This window comes from Dyadobacter sp. CY347 (assembly GCF_021502655.1).
Lineage (GTDB): Bacteria > Bacteroidota > Bacteroidia > Cytophagales > Spirosomataceae > Dyadobacter.
Map to the genome: position 1 here is coordinate 185,525 of NZ_JAKFFT010000007.1, position 16,850 is coordinate 202,374.

Consider the following 16,850-nt stretch of genomic DNA (forward strand, 5'->3'; position numbering starts at 1 on the left):
GAAAGTGGTGTTGGAATTCAAAAGTACGCTATAATCTTGGTGCCGGAATATCCGCTTACATACATTTTTGATTTTGTATATTTGAATACATCAATACTTTTATGACTCCTGCAACCCTGCCGATCCGGACCGACCTGTTTTCCATTTTTATTCTGCTGGGATTTGTTCAGGGGCTTATACTCGCCTATTTTTTTCTATCACATTCCAAAGGAGATAAGCAGCCCAACTTGTTTTTGGGCGGGCTCATTCTGGGCATGTCCATTTTACTGAGTGACGTCTGGCTGGGTTATACAAATTACATGTTCGAGGTGTTATGGCTGGTGGACTTTTCCGAACCAATCAATCTCATTTTGGCGCCGCTGGCCTATTTGTACATTAAATCAGGCATTACACAAAAGCCGGAAAAAGGTTACTGGGTGCATTTGCTGCCTGCGATAATTTATTTTTTATACATGTGCATCCTCTTTTATCCGCAGGGAAACGCTTACAAATACAATTGCAACATTTCGGCTTTCCATCCCGAAATGGAAATGCTGGTTTCCAACCGTTACGGCAACGACTGGATGTTTTTTCCTAAAAACCACATTACCGATTTCACCGGTTTCAGCATGGTGATCTACAATCTGGCAGGGCTTTATTTCCTGAGCAATGCGTTCAGGAAAGAAAGCCTGTCTTTTTTTGCGCGGGAAAAAAGCCCATTGTCCTGGTATAGGAACATTTATCTTCAATTAACGGTGCTGGTGATTATATTTCTATTCGTCCGGCTTTCGTTTCCGCACGATCTGGGCGATCACATTATCGCCGCATTCATTGCATTTATCATTTACGCAACCAGTTTTACGGTGCTGCGCAGGTCACTTTTCTTTCAGGATACCAATGTCCGTGCTGCTAAAAAATATGAAAAATCTTCCCTGACACACGAAATTCAATCGACGACTCTTAGAAAATTAGAGGATGTGATGGCGAAGGAAAAAGCATTTCTCGATCCAGGATTTTCGCTGCCTATTCTGGCAAAGCGCCTGGGCATTTCAACCCATCATTTGTCCCAGATCTTGAATGAAGAATTGGGTCAGAGTTTTTTTGATTTTGTTGCCACTTACAGGATTAATGAGGCTCAGAAGTTACTGCGGGATGAGGGAAGCAGTTACATTAAAATTGAAGAAATTTCGCAAATGGTGGGTTACAACTCCAAATCTGCCTTCAACACCTCTTTTCGAAAAATCACAGGATACACGCCTTCCGAATTCAAAAAGAATGCTGTAAAATAGCTTTTTGCATGTTCTAAATTATCGGGAAGAACTCCTAACTGATAATCACGGTCGTTTTTCGCCTTCCGGTGCGGATACTTTTGTCCAGGTAACAAAAATAATCCGACCATGAAAAATCAAGAAATTCTGCAAGAAACTTCCCTGACAAACCGCCGCTACGATCTGGACTGGCTCCGCGTCCTCGCATTTAGCATACTGATCTTTTTTCACGTCGGGATGTTTTTCAATTTTTGGGAATGGCACATTAAGAACGATGTCATCACACACACCATTGAATTGCCCATGCGATTTCCCAGCCAGTGGCGGATGTCGCTTTTATTCATGATCTCCGGTGCCGGAATGTATTTCGCACTGGGGAGTCGGGGACCGAAGGCATTTTTGGGCGAAAGGTTTGTAAGGATATTCATTCCGCTGGCTTTTGGGATGTTCGTGATCGTGCCGCCGCAGATCTATTTTGAACGCCTCACCCAGGGCGAAACTTATTCCTATGCAGAATTTTACAAAACCGTATTTGAATTCATTTCCTATCCCACGGGGAGTTTCAGCTGGCATCATCTCTGGTATCTTGCCTACATCTTCATCTATTCGATCATTGGCTTGCCGCTGCTGCTGTTCATTCGTCGGAATACGCAACTGACAGCAAGCTGGGCGCGTTTTTTCGGTAATCCTTTCACATTAATACTTGTTCCAGTGCTCTGGCACATGATAGGAAATGTACTGCTGGGCCACTATCCTTCCACGCATAACCTTACCAGGGACTGGAATGAGCATTTTCATGATTTTACGCTTTTCGTGACAGGCTTTGTTTTGTGTACACAAACTGGATTTTGGGAAACACTGAAAAAGTACAGGAAGCTTAATCTGGCGATCTGGCTGGTGGTTACCACCATTCTTTATGCATTTTACTGGATTCCGAGGGCCGAGCTTGAAGGTGGGGAGATTGTGTTTTACAATACACTTAAAACATTGAATGCATGGTGCATTCTGCTGACCATTTTCGGCTATGCATATGTTCATCTGCAATTCTCAAACCGCTTTTTGAGATATGCCAATGAAGCGGTTTATCCGTTTTATATCTTACATCAAACGGTTATTATTTGCCTGGCTTATCCTATTATAAACAGTCCGCTACCCTGGATTGTGAAGTTCATTTACTTGTCAGTCGCTACTTTTCTGATTTGCTTCGTGCTCTATCATTTTCTAATAAAACAATTCCATGTTCTGCGAATTGTTTTTGGACTAAAAAGCAAGAAAAGAAGAGTGGTTACCAGTCAGGAAGAACCCGTTATTTCTTTAAGATCTTGAATTCAACGCGGCGGTTTTGCTGCTGGCCTTCGGGCGTGTCATTTTTAGCAACCGGCACCGTTTCTCCATAACCTTTGCTGCCCACACGGTCCGGCTCGATTCCCTTTCCAATCAGATATTCCCTGACGGAATCGGCCCGGTCTTGTGACAGCTTAATGTTGAATTCGGCGCTACCGGTGTTGTCTGTATGTCCGCCCAATTCAATGGCAAGCGTCTTGTTTTCGGTCATTGAAATGGCAATTCTATTCAGTTCAGGGAAAGATTCCGGGCTCAGTGCCGACTTGCCTGTGGCGAAGAAAATATTGTTAAGCCGCACAATCTGGCCTTCTTCGATCGGGATCAGTTTCAAAGATTTGTTGGTAATCTCTTTAAAACCCTTGGTAGCGGTGGAATCACTCAGGTCAATGTTCTCGCCTTCGGCAATAAAGTCCGGCGCAACGGCGCGCATGCTGTATTTCTGACCATATGGAAGGATTATTTTGTATTCGCCGGTTGTCGGATTGGTTGTAGCAGTTCCTACTTCTTCGCCATCGGCCAGGCTTTCATAAATGATCGTCGCCTCAACAGGTTTTCCGGTTTTGGAGTCAATTACTTTGCCGCTAATCATCACCACAGGATCAGAAACGGGCACATTGGCAATCGGCGCTTCACTTGTATCACCCGGAACTTCTTTGGGTTTCAGATTATAACGGACCACATCGCCTTTGCCTTCCGTGCCTTTGAATGAAACCATATAGGAATAATCACCCAATGCAGAAATGGTGTAATAGGCGTCATAACCATCCGTATTAATGGCCGGGCCGAGATTCACAGGGCGGCTCCAACGCTTCCAGGTTTTGTCGATGCGCTTGCTGTAATAAATGTCGTTGCTGCCTTGCCCGCCTTTGCGGTCGCTTGAAAAATACAATGTGACCCCATCAGGAGCGAGGAATGGCGTTGTTTCTGTAAATTCCTCTGAATTGATTTCATTACCCAGGTTCAGCGGCTTCGACCAGGAGCCGTCTTTTGCCTTGAAACTCACATAAATGTCGTCCACCTTGCTGTTCTTTTTTTCGCTGAACGACATGACCAATGTTTTCCCATCCGTCGATAGATAACCGCAGTCAAACTGTCCTTTGCTGATTTTGGAATAACCGGGAATTTCTATCTTATTAGGAGCACCCCATCCGCGGGCGGTCTTTTTGCTGGTCGAAAATCCGCGGGTTTCGTACACCCCATTTTTGTATGAACCTTTGATCAGCACGGTGTTACCATCGGGCGTAATGCTGTAAAGACTGTTGTAATCCTCTTTGTTCAAAGGCTGCGGAAGCCTCCTCGCCTGCGTCCACTTGTCGTTTTTCAATTCCGAAAACCAGATATCCTGACTGCCCTTCGCGCCATGTGTATTTTGCGGATGGCTGACCCTTGAAAAGTAAATGGTCTTGCCATCGGGCGAAATAATGGGGTTAATTTCATTGTATTCAGTGTTAACTGTTTTTCCAAGATTTTCCAGTTGCGCATGGGCGCAAAGGGAAATGAAAAAAAACAGCACAGCCAGTGTTGAAAAACGCATCATTTTTGGAAGGGTAACTTAGTTATTATCTACATATAACGACTTATCCAAAGGCTTATTTTCTACGTTTTGGACACGAAGCGCTTCCATCTTTTCCAAAAGGTCCGGAGCATTGTCGGATACAACCAAAAGCTTCTGATTATCAGGGTGTAAAAATCCTTCTTCCACCATTTTATCCAATTGCAAAAGCAGCAGATCATAAAATCCGTTGACATTCAACAGCCCGACAGGCCCCTTGAAAATTTTCAGCTGCGACCAGGTAAGGATCTCAAAAAGCTCGTCGAAAGTGCCATAACCGCCCGGAAGCGCAATAACGCCGTCCGTTAGCGAAACCATTTTGGCCTTACGCTCGTGCATGGTTTCCGTGAAATGAATTTCAGTCAGGGTTTTGTGGGCTACTTCCAGTTTTGCGAGAAAATTGGGGATTATGCCCGTCACAGAACCGTTATTTTCCATGGCTCCGTCGGCCACGCGGCCCATTAAGCCCATGTTGCCGCCGCCGTAAATAAGTCTGATATTTCTTTTTGCCAATTCCGCGCCTAATGTGTAGGCTGTTTCCGCGTAGATCGTTTTTTTGCCGGGATTGGAGCCGCAGTAAACTACTATGGATTGCATAAATTCAAGCTTAAATATAGTGCTCATGTATGTTTCTTTTAATCAAGCAATTCTGTTGCGAGTGCTTTCAGGTCGAGGTCGCCGTAAGTGCCTGAGCTCATCAGCAGCAAATTGGCGTTTTCCCAGGTTAAAGATTTTAAAAAATTGACCATTTCCCCAGAATCGGTAAAGACTTTAAGATCGTCCCGCTTGAAAGCCGTGCGAATGTCATCTTCCGAGATCGGTTCCAGGCGCTTGTGCTCCACCGTTTGTGGGTTGTAATAAACAACCGCAATATCAGCTGCTTTCAACTTCCTGCGATATTGGCTCAGAAATGCCTTATTAAGACTGCTGAATGTGTGCAGCTCGGCGCAAGCAACCAATGTGCGCTCCGGATATTGCTCTTTCAATGCAGCTGTTGTGGCTTCTACTTTCGAAGGCGCGTGCGCGAAATCACGGTAAATATTAACGGTTTCGCTTTTGCCCAGCAATTCGAGGCGTTTGGATGCGCCTTTGAAACTCTGAATGGCTTCATAGAACTGATCGTCCGTAATGCCCAGGCGTTCGCAAACCGCGTAAGCACCGCTGATATTTTTCATGTTATGGTTACCAAAAACCAGCACAGGAACTTCTTTGCCGTCCGGCGTTGTCAGGATCGTTTTGCCATTCTCAATCTTATATGGATGCGCATGATAAGGAGTGCTCACAACGTCTGTGCGCTCTTTTTGACCAATCACATCCAGCATATCGTCCGTTTCATCAAAGATAATCCCACCTGCTTTCGGCAGTGAATCTGCGAGCAATTCGAACTGCTTCACATAGGATTCCCAGGTTGGGAACACATTGAAATGGTCCCAAGCAATGCCGCTGATCAATGCGATATGCGGCTGGTAATGCATGAATTTTGGAGTTGGGTCCAATGGTGAAGTGAAATATTCGTCGCCCTCGATCACGATCAGCGGCGCTTCTTCCGAAAGCTTCACCATGTTGTCAAACCCTTCGATCTGCGCGCCTACCAGATAGTTGAAAACACGCTTATTGTAATTCAAAACATGCAGGATCATGGACGTAATGGTTGTTTTACCATGACTTCCGGCAATGACCACGCGTTGTTTGTTCTGGCTTTGCTCAAAAATGTATTCAGGATATGAATAGACCTTAATACCCAGTTCCTTGGCCTTTGCCAGCTCGGGATTGTCCTGCCGGGCATGCATACCCAAAATAACAGCCGAAAGATCGGCTGTTATTTTCTCTGGAAACCAGCCTGTTACGGCTGGGAGCAAGTCGTATTTGGTGAGCCGGCTGGCCGAAGGTTCATAAATTTCGTCGTCCGAACCGGTTACTACAAATCCTTTTAAATGCAGCGCAATGGCAAGGTTGTGCATGACGCTGCCACCAATCGATATAAAATGTATTTTATCCAAAGATGAAATCTGACTCATTGATAATGATTAACTGTTCTCTAAACTAGGCTAATTTTTTATATTTAATCCTTTTCGGCGTGAGGTCAGACCCCATTCGTTTCTTGCGGTTCTCCTCATATTCCGAGAAATTTCCTTCAAACCAATAAACCTGCGAATCACCTTCAAAAGCAAGAATGTGCGTAGCGACGCGGTCCAGGAACCACCTGTCGTGGGAGATGATCACGGCACAACCTGCAAAGTTTTCAAGACCTTCTTCCAGAGCGCGTAATGTGTTGATGTCCAAGTCATTGGTAGGCTCATCGAGCAAAAGCAAGTTGCCGCCCTCTTTCAATGTCATAGCCAAATGCACCCGATTTCGCTCTCCACCCGACAGATTGCCGACTTTCTTTTCCTGGTCGCCGCCGCCGAAGTTGAAACGGCTTACATAGGCCCGGGCATTCGATTGCTTGCCCGCGATCATAATCCAGTCGTTGCCATCTGCAATGCTTTGGTAAACCGTTTTAACAGGATCCAGGTTATCGTGTTCCTGATCTACGTAAGCCAATTCCACCGTGTCACCGACATCAAAATGTCCGCTTAACGGCTTCAACTGGCCTGTAATCAATTTGAAAAGTGTTGTTTTACCAGCACCATTGGGTCCGATGATCCCTACAATTCCATTCGGAGGCAATGCAAAGCTGAGGTTTTCGTATAAAAGCCTGTCGCCGAAGCCCATAGAAACATTATGCGCTTCGATAACCTTACTCCCGAGACGAGGTCCCGCCGGGATAAAGATCTCCAATTTTTCTTCTTTTTCGCGGCCCTCTTCGCCTAACAAGCGCTCGTAAGCACCCAAACGGGCTTTGGATTTTGCCTGGCGGCCTTTCGCGCCCATGCGCACCCATTCCAGCTCACGCTGCAATGTTTTCTGGCGTTTGGATTCTGTTTTCTCTTCTTTTTTCAGTCGTTCCTGCTTTTGTTCAAGCCAGGAAGTGTAATTTCCTTTCCACGGAATGCCTTCGCCGCGATCCAGTTCCAGGATCCAGCCAGCCACATTATCCAGGAAGTAACGATCGTGGGTTACGGCGATAACCGTTCCTTTATATTGTCTCAAATGCTCTTCCAACCAAAGCACAGATTCCGCATCCAAGTGGTTGGTAGGCTCATCCAGCAGCAATACATCAGGCTGGCGAAGCAGCAGGCGGCATAATGCAACCCGGCGTTTTTCACCACCAGAAAGTGTGGAGACCAGTGCATCCGAAGGCGGGCAACGCAGCGCGTCCATCGCAATTTCAAGTCGGTTATCCAGATTCCAGGCGTCTGTCGTATCCAGTTTTTCCTGCACTTCGCCCTGGCGTTCAAGCAGTTTATCAAAGTCTGCATCCTCTTCTCCGAATGCTTCGTTGATCTGCTCAAATTCTTTTAAAAGGTCTACTATTTCCTGAACTCCCTCTTCCACAACTTCTCTTACAGTCTTTGTGGGATCCAGTTTTGGCTCCTGTTCAAGCATTCCAACGGAGTAACCGGGAGAGAAAACCACGTCTCCCTGGATGTCCTTATCAATTCCTGCTATAACGCGCAAAAGCGTTGATTTACCTGATCCGTTTAAACCTAAAACCCCGATTTTAGCACCATAGAAAAAGGATAAATAGATGTTTTTAATGATATGCCGGTTTGGAGGAATGATTTTGTTAACCCCCGACATTGAGAAAATAATGGTTTCGTTACTCATTTTTTGTTTAATTTGTGCGATAACAAATATCGTTATTATCCCTACACTTAGCAGATAAAAAATTGAAAGAATGGAAAATGCCACATTGAATGATGAATACGGCTATGTTAAAGACAGCAAAGTATTTTTAAAGGGGTATTTGGAATTCCCCGACCGGCAAATTGGAGAAGTAAAGAGAACTGAGCAGGAAGCGATTGATTACTTTAAAAATCGTTTTAACATCGTTCTGAACAAAGTGGAGCAGTTGGAACAAGAAATAGATGAGGCACTTAACAAAGGATCTTATCTTACCAAGCTAATCCAGCTTCAACGTAAGCTTAAAGGTTTTGATGCACTCGGGGACTTTGTTCCATTGTTGCAGAGACTGGAAGAGAAAGAGGAATATCTGAAAGGTTTGATCGAGGTTAACCAGCTTAAAAACCTGGAAATCAAGCGGGCTTTGATCGAAGATGTGAAGGTTGCGGCGGCTATTGAAGATTACACCGCGGCAACGGACCAGATCCAGGAGATCAAAGCCAAATGGATCCGCACAGGTCCTGTTGAAAAGGAATATCAGGAAGAAGTTGAGACAACATTTCAAACCATTCTGGATGATTTCTTCCAACGCCGCAGGGATTATTTCGACGAGCAGAATAAAATTAACCAGTTCCGTATAGAGGAATATGAAAAGCTGATCAAGATCACCAAAACGCTGAGTTATTCGCGGGATCTGGATGACGCTTATCAGAAAGCAAGGGAAGTGCGGAATGCCTGGAACAACATTGGTGAAGTGCCGCCAAAGCGCTTTTTCAAGGTTAACAAGGCTTACAGGCACTTTTTGAAATTGTTTTACGACAAGTACAATCTGGCCAAAGGCATCGAGCCGAAAGTTCGGGTTGACCCACGGATTGTTGAACAGCAGAAATTGCTGCAACAAGCAGAAGTTTTGCTTCGCGCACCAGACATTATTGAAGCGTCACAGGAAGCAAAAGTCCTTTTGAGCAAATGGAAAGAGATCAAAATTCCTTTCAAAATGGCCGATAAGGAACTTGCAGAGCGTTTCAGAATGGTGTGCGACAAGATATTTGAGCTGAGTTATCTGGCCCGCGTCATCAGCCGTAAATATCCTGCATTCGAACTGAAAAGCCCGGAAGAGCAGCTCAGAACAAAATACAGGGAACTTGAATGGCTTGCCAAACGCGAGAAAAGCGATCTTGAATTTGCTATTCTTGAATTTGACAGGACGGCAACAGGTGATCCTGAGCAGGATAAGCAGGCAGCAGGCCGCATCAACATTCAAAAGCGGAAAGTGCAGATGAAAGAAAAAATCCTTTCAGAATTCGAAAGAAAATTGAAAACGATTACCGGGTAACGCTCACCGGGTAACAATCATTTAGTAACCCGCATCGAAGACTGATTAATAACAAGATTGGAAGGCAATACCCTGGTCTCATATTCGGCCGGGGTATTTTTGCTTTCTATCAGATCCAAAAGCAGTGATGTGGCCTGCTGGCCCATTTCAAATGATGGCTGCGTAACCGAGCTTACCGGCGGGTCGAGCAATGATGACATGGCCAGGTCACAAAAGCCAACCACTGCAACATCGTCGGGCATGCGGTAACCAAGTTGCCGCAATGCCCAGTGGATTCCCATGGTGATCCGGTCGCTGGCGCCGAAAATCGCATCCGGGCGTTCGCGTAAGGCCATCAGCTGATAAGTGCGTTCGGTTCCGCCCGATTGCGTGATTTCGCTGTGCAGCACCCATTCTTCTTTGAAATCAATGTCGTGTTTCCTTAATGCGTCCTTATAACCTTCCAAACGAAACCGTGTAATGGACACGGGTTTTGGTCCGGCAATGTGGGCAATGCGCTTGCAACCGCGTTTGATCAAATGTTCTGTTGCTTCAAAAGCGCCTTTATAGTCGTCAACACGCACCTTATGCGTTTGCATGGCATCACTTACGCGATCAAAAAATACCACGGGAATGCCTTGTTCCTGCAAAGACACAAAATGATCAATGTTCTCCGACTGGCTTGAAATGGCCACAACAAGCCCATCGACACGCCTTGAAGCAATGTGCCGGGACGCGGAGCGCTCTCTTTCCAGCAATTCGTGGCTCTGGTAAATCATGGTGTGGTAACCGCGGCTATAAGCAATGTCTTCCACACCGCCAATGGCCGATGAATAAAAGCGGTTCGCAATGTCAGGCACGATCACACCAATGGTCTGCGTGCGGTTTTTAAGCAAACTGATGGCAATTGGATTGGGATAATAATTGAGCTTTTCTGCCAGCTCAATGACCTTATTTTTTGTCTCCTCACTGATTTCACTGCTGTCTCGAAGGGCTCGCGACACGGTCGATTTGGAAATGTTAAGCTGCCGCGCAATTTCCTTAATGGTGATGGAGACTTTCTTCATGGAGATGTATGGGAATAATACAATTGCAACAATTTGTATAAAAAATGCACTAACCTCGATTTGTTGCACAAATTACAAATAGTGCACCAAGTTCCGGGAAAAATTACGAAAACGGGAACGGTTCCGGGAACGGTTGCGTAGATTTATTGATTTTTTTCAAGATTAAATTTTGTGTATCAACGAACCAATCGTTAAACTAGGTTCACTGTTGACGAGGCAAGCATGCCTTTTACCACTACGAATCCAGGAAATTTTCTATAATTAACCTAGCTCATTAATGGAAGCAAAATCATTTACCAACACCCTGTCATCCGCTAATTCCCAGAAAAGCGCGCTGGAAAATTTATTTGGAAAAGTGGTGGCAACCGGAGATTACCATGCTTTTCGTGAATTGTTCACACATCATTACCGATCGCTTTGTAATTATGCCATGCGGGTGGTGATTACGCGGGAAATCGCAGAGGAAGTGGTTTCAGATGTGTTTGTGAAACTTTGGAAAAATCGTGAGCAGATTGAAGTGCATACTTCGTTTCAGGCTTACATTTACAGAGCGGTAAGAAATCAGGCGCTGGATTATCTTAAACTCAGGATCCACCGTCAGAATGAGCGTGAATCACTGGATTCTGTGCAATGGAACCTGACGCATGCGGACCATTTTTCCCCGGTTGAAGAACTGACATTCAATGAGTTTTTTGATCACGTGGAAGGCTGTATCAAGGCTTTGCCAAGGCAATGTCAATTGATTTTCAGGCTTAGCCGCGAAGAAGGCCTTCGTTACCGCGACATTGCTGAAAAGCTTGAAATTTCAGTTAAAACAGTGGAAACACAAATGAGCCGGGCTTTGAAAGTCTTGCGCGAACGCGTTCCGGAACATCGGTTAGTAGCATAAAATTAAAATATGGCATTAGAACAAACATGGCGTTGGTTTGGGCCCAATGATCCTGTCACATTGCAGGACATCCGCCAGGCCGGGGCAACAGGAATTGTTACGGCTTTGCACCACATCCGTAATGGTGAAGTGTGGGAAGTTGCTGAAATACAGGCCCGAAAAGAACTGATTGAACAGGCCGGCTTAACATGGTCGGTTGTAGAAAGTGTTCCTGTGCACGAGGCGATCAAGACCCGGACAGGCGATTTTGAACTATATATTAAAAATTACCAGCAGACCTTATTGAATCTGGGTGCATGCGGAATAGACACCGTTTGCTACAACTTCATGCCCATTCTGGACTGGACAAGGACTGATCTGGACGCGCCTATGAAGGACGGTTCGACCGGTTTGCGCTTTGACGCGGCTCAATTTGCAGCTTTTGATCTTTATCTGTTGAAAAGACCGGAAGCGGAAGAAGATTACACGGACGAGCAAAAGCAAAAAGCCAAAAACTGGTTGGATAATGCTTCGGAAACAGCGGTTAACAAGCTCGTCAGGAACATTATAGCAGGTTTGCCAGGTTCCGAGGAAAGCTTCACGATTGAAGAATTCCGGACTGCATTGAGCGCATATGCGCATGTGGGTGACCTGGAATTGAGGACACATTTATACCAGTTCATCCAGGCTATTGGGCCTGTTGCGCATGAGGCTGGCGTTAAACTGGCAATCCATCCGGATGATCCTCCTTATCCGATCTTAGGACTTCCAAGGGTGGTCAGCACCGAAAACGACGCGATGCTGTTACTCGAAGCCTATGATCATGAGGCCAATGGCATTTGCTTTTGCACAGGTTCTTATGGTGTAAGACCAGATAATGATCTTAGCGGAATGGTTGACAGGCTGGGTAACCGCATCCATTTCATCCATTTACGTGCCACAAAAAGGGAACACGACGGAAGTTTTTACGAAGCCGACCATTTGGACGGTGACGTGGATATGTACAGCGTCATGAAAGCATTGCTCACCGAGCAAAAAAGTCGCATTGAAGCCGGAAGGACAGATTTAAGAATGCCATTCCGTCCCGATCACGGCCATAGAATGCTCGATGACCTTTCAGGGACTAAGCGGACAAATCCTGGTTATACTGCTATCGGAAGGTTGCGGGGGCTGGCTGAGCTGAGGGGGCTGGAATATGCTATTGAAAGGTCAAACAAATTATAATATGACAACATTCGCTACTGCACAAAAGACATTCATATCCGACGATTTTCTGCTTCGTTCGGAGACTGCGCGCATTCTTTATCATGATTATGCCAAAGAAATGCCCATCATTGATTACCACTGCCACCTTCCTCCCGACCAGATTGCGGCGGATAAGCAGTTTGAGAATATGACGCAGATCTGGTTATATGGTGATCATTATAAGTGGCGGGCGATGCGTGCGAATGGGATTAATGAGCGCTATTGTACGGGTGATGCCAGCGACTGGGAAAAGTTTGAACAATGGGCGGTCACCGTGCCTTATACCATGCGTAACCCGCTGTATCACTGGACACATTTGGAGTTGCTGCGTTATTTTGACATTGATATTTTGTTAAATAAAGATTCGGCAAGAGAGATTTATGATGAATGTTCGGCGAAATTAAAGCAGCCGGATTTCTCGGTCAGGAATCTTCTTAAAAGGATGAATGTAAAGATCGTTTGTACAACGGACGATCCTACGGACTCGCTTTCGGACCACAAAGCGATCAGAGACAGCGGTTTTGACCTGAAAGTGCTGCCTACTTTCCGTCCTGATAAAGCCATGTTGCTGATCGATTCGCCGGAGGAGTTTAACCAATATCTTACCAAATTAGGAGAGGCCTCCGGTTTAGGAGAAATTAACTCCTATGAAGATCTTCTGGTTGCATTACAGAACCGCCACGACTTTTTTGCATCCATGGGCGGCAAGCTTTCAGATCATGGATTAGAGCATATTTATGCTTCGTTTGATGAGGAAGCTGCGAAAGCGGCATTTACAGCGGCACGTAACGGGCAGCTTCCAGGTGATGCACAGCGCGAAGCATTCAAATCCATGGTGCTTTTTGAAACGGCAAAAATGGATCATGCAAAATCCTGGACGCAACAATTCCACTTGGGCGCATTGCGTAACAATAATGCACGCATGCTTCGCGAGCTGGGCCCGGACACAGGCTGGGATTCTATCGGCGATTACAGCCAGGCGACGCCTATGTCTAAATTTTTCAATAAACTGGATTCAACAAATCAGCTTACCAAAACGATCCTTTATAACCTGAATCCGGCGGATAACGAAGTGCTGGCGACGATGACGGGTAATTATAATGATGGCACCATTGCAGGTAAAATGCAATTTGGCTCAGGCTGGTGGTATCTGGACCAGAAAGATGGTATGGAGCGCCAGATGAATGCGCTTTCCAACATGGGATTATTGAGCCGTTTCGTAGGAATGCTGACCGATTCCCGGAGCTTTCTGTCTTACCCGCGCCATGAATATTTCCGCAGGATCCTTTGCAATATGATCGGTAATGATGTCGAAAATGGCGAGCTTCCCAATGATATCCAATGGCTTGGAAAGCTGGTTCAGGACATTTCTTATCGCAATGCAAGCAATTATTTCGGATTTTAGGTAGGTTTGCAACTATGGCTCAAATAGTTTCTTTCGGAGAAGTCCTTATGCGACTTTCTACACCTGGTTTTTCCCGTTTTGAACAAGCACGTCAACTAAATGTCACTTATGCCGGCGGAGAAGCGAATGTTTCTACGGCATTGGCATATTGGGGACATCACACGGCGCATGTAACGCGCTTTCCCGACTCGCCAATCGGCAGGGCGGCAGCGCAATATCTTCATTTTCACGGTGTTGATATTTCTCATATCATTTATGGAGGCCCGAGAATGGCCGTTTATTTTCTGGAAATGGGTGCGGCATTGCGCGGCAGCCAGATCGTTTATGACCGCGCCAACTCATCATTGGCTGAGATAGATCCGAAGGAAATTGATTGGGACAGCATTCTGAAAGATGCCAAATGGTTTCACTGGGCTGGCATTACGCCTGCGCTTTCGCAGGGAGCAGCCGACGCGCTTCTGGATGGGATCAAAACAGCCAGGAAATACGGATTAACCGTTTCAGGCGATATTTTTTACAGGGCAAACCTATGGAAATATGGTAAGAAGCCTTCTGACATTCTCCCCGAAATAACTGCCGGAACCGACATTGTGATCGCAAATAGCGAAAACATTAAGGAGATTTTTGGCATTGACGGAAACGATTTTGTAGACTCCTGCGTCAATTTACAGAGGGCTTATCCGCAAGTGAAAACATTGGTCGATACAAAACGGACTTCCATCAGCGCTTCACACAACCTTTTGCGGGCTTATCTCTGGAACGGAAAAGAGCTTTTGGAAACAGCTGATACGGAAATCAACCCGATTATCGACAGAGTTGGCGGCGGAGACGCATTCATTGCTGGTTTGATACACGGATTGATTACATTTAATGATCAGCAAAAGGCACTTGAATTCGGCGTTGCAGCTTCGGCATTGAAACATACAATCGAAGGGGACGCACTAATTTCCACCATTCAGGAAGTGGAGGCGATCCGGCAGGGAGAAACTTCCGGCAGGATCAAGCGCTGATTGCTGTTTCAAAAAACAAATGATATGGACAAAGAGACAACGTTAACGCTATTAAATCAGGTCGGTGTTTTGCCGCTGTTTTATCATAGTGACATAGAAATTGCCAAAGAGGTGATCAATGCCAGTTACCGTGGAGGTGCGCGGGCATTTGAATTCACAAACCGCGGCGAAAACGCATTTACCGTATTTACCGAGCTGGTTGCCTACACAAAAGAGAGTTTGCCAGGCTTATCGATGGGCATAGGGACTATTTATGATGCCGAAACTGCACAAAAATTTATTGATGCAGGAACAGATTTCATAGTAACACCTTGCCTCAATCCGGCCGTAGGTTATGCTTGTGCGAAAGCCAACATTCCCTGGATTCCGGGCGTTTCCACATTAACGGAGATTTACAACGCACAACAGGCAGGCGCCGAAGTTGTGAAGCTTTTTCCCGGTGATGTTGTGGGATCCAAATTCATTAAAGCGATCCGCGGGCCTATGCCTAACGTTAAAATTATGGTCACTGGCGGCGTGCAGCCCACAGCCGAGAGCATTAATGAATGGTTTGGCGCAGGCGCATATGCGGTTGGTTTGGGATCCAATTTATTTCCAAAAGAGATTATCGAAGCCGGCAACTATTCCTGGATTGAACAGAAAGTCGCTGAAAGCATTGCCTTGGTTACCAAATTCCGGGACGCAGGTTAATGTTTTAATTATTAAGATATACTGAAAGCGGGACCTAATCTTTTTTACGTTCCGCTTTTTTACGTTCACGCTTCGCTTTGCGTTCCGCGCGTCTATCTTTACGCTTCTCTTTCCGCTCTTTTCGCACTTCCTTAATGGTGTCTTTCACACTCATAGAAGAGTCATACTCAGCTTTAAACGCTTCCACATAAGCATTTCTCAACACATTGATAATGATTGGCCAGAAGTCAGTGGAAATCTCACCCACAGTTCCTTTCAACGGGATACGGGTTGCTACCTGGTCTTTCTTTTTATTTTCCAGAATAAAAGCACCGCCTTCCGCCAGCAATTCGCGGAAGAATTGACTTGCATTGCGGTTTTCCTCCTTCATTTTAAAAATTTTCATGTCCTTGGTAAGTGGCTTTAAATAGCCTTCCAGCTTGCCGTCGACCATTTTCATCTCACTTAACAAGCTCATGGTGCCTTGTTCAAAATCCAGATTCCCATACTGCTTCGCCAGACTGTTGAGTTTTACCAGTTGCAGATCTTTCAAACTGAGGTTGTAATCAAAATCCGGAATTTTCTTTAACAGCATCATATTGGCTGTAAATAGCATTGTTCCTCCAAAACCGGGCAAATCGCCGGTAGCTTTTACGGGAGAGGGCAAATTTTTACCTTTTTCTTCGACGTTTCGGATGTTTGCGATTTCGAGGTTGAAATTTTTGAGGGTCAGGTCGGTTTTGGGCTGGCTTACAATGCTTGTAAGGTCCACCTTTCCGTTAATAATTTGAAAACGGTTTATTTCAATGGGTAAAAGATCTTTAATCACCTTTGTCCAGTCGTTTTCTGCACCCGTCTGGCTTGCTTCTTCACTGCTGCTGAATGCAAAGTTGATCTCAGGATTATGGCATTCCACCTCGCTTACAAGTTTCCCTTTCAGCAACGACTCCCACTGAACCGAGAGGTCCATTTTGGGGATAAGAATAAATGGCTCTTTAATTTTACCATTCACCTTGCGAATGTTCATCCCATCGATCTGGTAAGCGCCGCGGATCAGGTGAATATCCACATCATCAATATGCCCCGTATAACCGTCCATATCGGCCAGGACTTTGTTCACATATTTCACCACGAAATAGGGCAGCAGCAGGCGGGCGATGATCAGAATGACCACTATTCCTATCAGTATTTTTACAGATCTTTTCACAGTTATATATTAAAAATCGTGTTAACCAGTTTTTGACTTTCAGGGTGTCACAAAGTCAAAAATGATGCCAAAGGGATTTCTGACTTCAAATGCGGGCATCGAGTAGCTATATGAAATAAAAAAATCCGTTTTTGTATGTTACAACAAAAACGGATCGGATATGTGAATGCTTTAAATCTGGTCGCTTCTTATGAG

At 45.4% G+C, this 16,850-nt stretch carries 14 protein-coding genes; 8 read left to right on the plus strand and 6 right to left on the minus strand.

What is annotated here, in order from left to right; translation table 11 throughout:
* Positions 1–101: 101 nt before the first annotated feature.
* Positions 102–1,268, plus strand: coding sequence for an AraC family transcriptional regulator (locus tag L0659_RS16550; protein ID WP_235127731.1), 1,167 nt, complete (start codon positions 102–104; stop codon positions 1,266–1,268).
* 108 nt (positions 1,269–1,376) lie between these two features.
* Complete coding sequence (locus L0659_RS16555; protein ID WP_235127732.1) at positions 1,377–2,573, plus strand: acyltransferase; 1,197 nt, start codon at positions 1,377–1,379, stop codon at positions 2,571–2,573.
* Here the strand turns inward: L0659_RS16555 and L0659_RS16560 are convergent.
* The 4 genes from L0659_RS16560 to ettA are packed head-to-tail and all read right to left on the minus strand — an operon-like array spanning position 2,554 to position 7,854.
* Entirely contained in the window at positions 2,554–4,125 is a 1,572-nt protein-coding gene (locus L0659_RS16560; RefSeq protein WP_235128049.1) for an OmpA family protein, read from the minus strand. The genes L0659_RS16555 and L0659_RS16560 overlap by 20 nt on opposite strands.
* An 18-nt stretch (positions 4,126–4,143) precedes the next feature.
* Positions 4,144–4,740 carry a TIGR00730 family Rossman fold protein gene (locus L0659_RS16565; protein WP_235128050.1) on the minus strand — a complete coding sequence of 199 codons (597 nt, stop codon included), beginning with the start codon at positions 4,738–4,740 and terminating at the stop codon, positions 4,144–4,146.
* A gap of 38 nt (positions 4,741–4,778) precedes the next feature.
* Positions 4,779–6,161 carry a UDP-N-acetylmuramate--L-alanine ligase gene (gene murC, locus L0659_RS16570; protein WP_235127733.1) on the minus strand — a complete coding sequence of 461 codons (1,383 nt, stop codon included), beginning with the start codon at positions 6,159–6,161 and terminating at the stop codon, positions 4,779–4,781.
* 25 nt (positions 6,162–6,186) lie between these two features.
* The gene (gene ettA / locus L0659_RS16575; protein ID WP_235127734.1) at positions 6,187–7,854 is read right to left on the minus strand and encodes an energy-dependent translational throttle protein EttA; all 1,668 of its coding nucleotides are present in this window, start codon (positions 7,852–7,854) and stop codon (positions 6,187–6,189) included.
* A gap of 70 nt (positions 7,855–7,924) precedes the next feature.
* Between ettA and L0659_RS16580 the strand changes: the two genes are divergently transcribed.
* Complete coding sequence (locus L0659_RS16580) at positions 7,925–9,205, plus strand: DUF349 domain-containing protein (RefSeq protein ID WP_235127735.1); 1,281 nt, start codon at positions 7,925–7,927, stop codon at positions 9,203–9,205.
* A gap of 17 nt (positions 9,206–9,222) precedes the next feature.
* Here L0659_RS16580 and L0659_RS16585 read toward each other — a convergent pair whose 3' ends face one another.
* Positions 9,223–10,251: a LacI family DNA-binding transcriptional regulator gene (locus L0659_RS16585; RefSeq protein ID WP_235127736.1), complete on the minus strand. Its 1,029-nt coding sequence runs from the start codon at positions 10,249–10,251 to the stop codon at positions 9,223–9,225.
* A gap of 277 nt (positions 10,252–10,528) precedes the next feature.
* Between L0659_RS16585 and L0659_RS16590 the strand changes: the two genes are divergently transcribed.
* The 5 genes from L0659_RS16590 to L0659_RS16610 are packed head-to-tail and all read left to right on the plus strand — an operon-like array spanning position 10,529 to position 15,469.
* Complete coding sequence (locus L0659_RS16590) at positions 10,529–11,140, plus strand: RNA polymerase sigma-70 factor (protein ID WP_235127737.1); 612 nt, start codon at positions 10,529–10,531, stop codon at positions 11,138–11,140.
* A 9-nt stretch (positions 11,141–11,149) separates the two neighbouring features.
* Positions 11,150–12,343 carry a mannonate dehydratase gene (gene uxuA, locus L0659_RS16595; RefSeq protein WP_235127738.1) on the plus strand — a complete coding sequence of 398 codons (1,194 nt, stop codon included), beginning with the start codon at positions 11,150–11,152 and terminating at the stop codon, positions 12,341–12,343.
* 1 nt (position 12,344) lies between these two features.
* Positions 12,345–13,769: a glucuronate isomerase gene (gene uxaC / locus L0659_RS16600; RefSeq protein ID WP_235127739.1), complete on the plus strand. Its 1,425-nt coding sequence runs from the start codon at positions 12,345–12,347 to the stop codon at positions 13,767–13,769.
* A gap of 14 nt (positions 13,770–13,783) precedes the next feature.
* Positions 13,784–14,779, plus strand: a complete 996-nt coding sequence (locus L0659_RS16605) for a sugar kinase (RefSeq protein ID WP_235127740.1) — start codon at positions 13,784–13,786, stop codon at positions 14,777–14,779.
* Between the two features lie 24 nt (positions 14,780–14,803).
* Positions 14,804–15,469: a bifunctional 4-hydroxy-2-oxoglutarate aldolase/2-dehydro-3-deoxy-phosphogluconate aldolase gene (locus tag L0659_RS16610; RefSeq protein ID WP_235127741.1), complete on the plus strand. Its 666-nt coding sequence runs from the start codon at positions 14,804–14,806 to the stop codon at positions 15,467–15,469.
* Positions 15,470–15,503: 34 nt separating this feature from the next.
* Here L0659_RS16610 and L0659_RS16615 read toward each other — a convergent pair whose 3' ends face one another.
* Positions 15,504–16,655 (minus strand): DUF748 domain-containing protein, encoded by a 1,152-nt coding sequence (locus L0659_RS16615; RefSeq protein ID WP_235127742.1) that lies wholly within the window; start codon positions 16,653–16,655, stop codon positions 15,504–15,506.
* Positions 16,656–16,850 lie beyond the last annotated feature (195 nt).

Coding starts and splice junctions, on each gene's coding strand:
- L0659_RS16550 (WP_235127731.1), top strand. CDS start 102: ATGACTCCTGCAACCCTGCCGATCCGGACCGACCTGTTTTCCATTTTT.
- L0659_RS16555 (WP_235127732.1), top strand. CDS start 1,377: ATGAAAAATCAAGAAATTCTGCAAGAAACTTCCCTGACAAACCGCCGC.
- L0659_RS16560 (WP_235128049.1), bottom strand. CDS start 4,125: ATGCGTTTTTCAACACTGGCTGTGCTGTTTTTTTTCATTTCCCTTTGC.
- L0659_RS16565 (WP_235128050.1), bottom strand. CDS start 4,740: ATGCAATCCATAGTAGTTTACTGCGGCTCCAATCCCGGCAAAAAAACG.
- murC (WP_235127733.1), bottom strand. CDS start 6,161: ATGAGTCAGATTTCATCTTTGGATAAAATACATTTTATATCGATTGGT.
- ettA (WP_235127734.1), bottom strand. CDS start 7,854: ATGAGTAACGAAACCATTATTTTCTCAATGTCGGGGGTTAACAAAATC.
- L0659_RS16580 (WP_235127735.1), top strand. CDS start 7,925: ATGGAAAATGCCACATTGAATGATGAATACGGCTATGTTAAAGACAGC.
- L0659_RS16585 (WP_235127736.1), bottom strand. CDS start 10,251: ATGAAGAAAGTCTCCATCACCATTAAGGAAATTGCGCGGCAGCTTAAC.
- L0659_RS16590 (WP_235127737.1), top strand. CDS start 10,529: ATGGAAGCAAAATCATTTACCAACACCCTGTCATCCGCTAATTCCCAG.
- uxuA (WP_235127738.1), top strand. CDS start 11,150: ATGGCATTAGAACAAACATGGCGTTGGTTTGGGCCCAATGATCCTGTC.
- uxaC (WP_235127739.1), top strand. CDS start 12,345: ATGACAACATTCGCTACTGCACAAAAGACATTCATATCCGACGATTTT.
- L0659_RS16605 (WP_235127740.1), top strand. CDS start 13,784: ATGGCTCAAATAGTTTCTTTCGGAGAAGTCCTTATGCGACTTTCTACA.
- L0659_RS16610 (WP_235127741.1), top strand. CDS start 14,804: ATGGACAAAGAGACAACGTTAACGCTATTAAATCAGGTCGGTGTTTTG.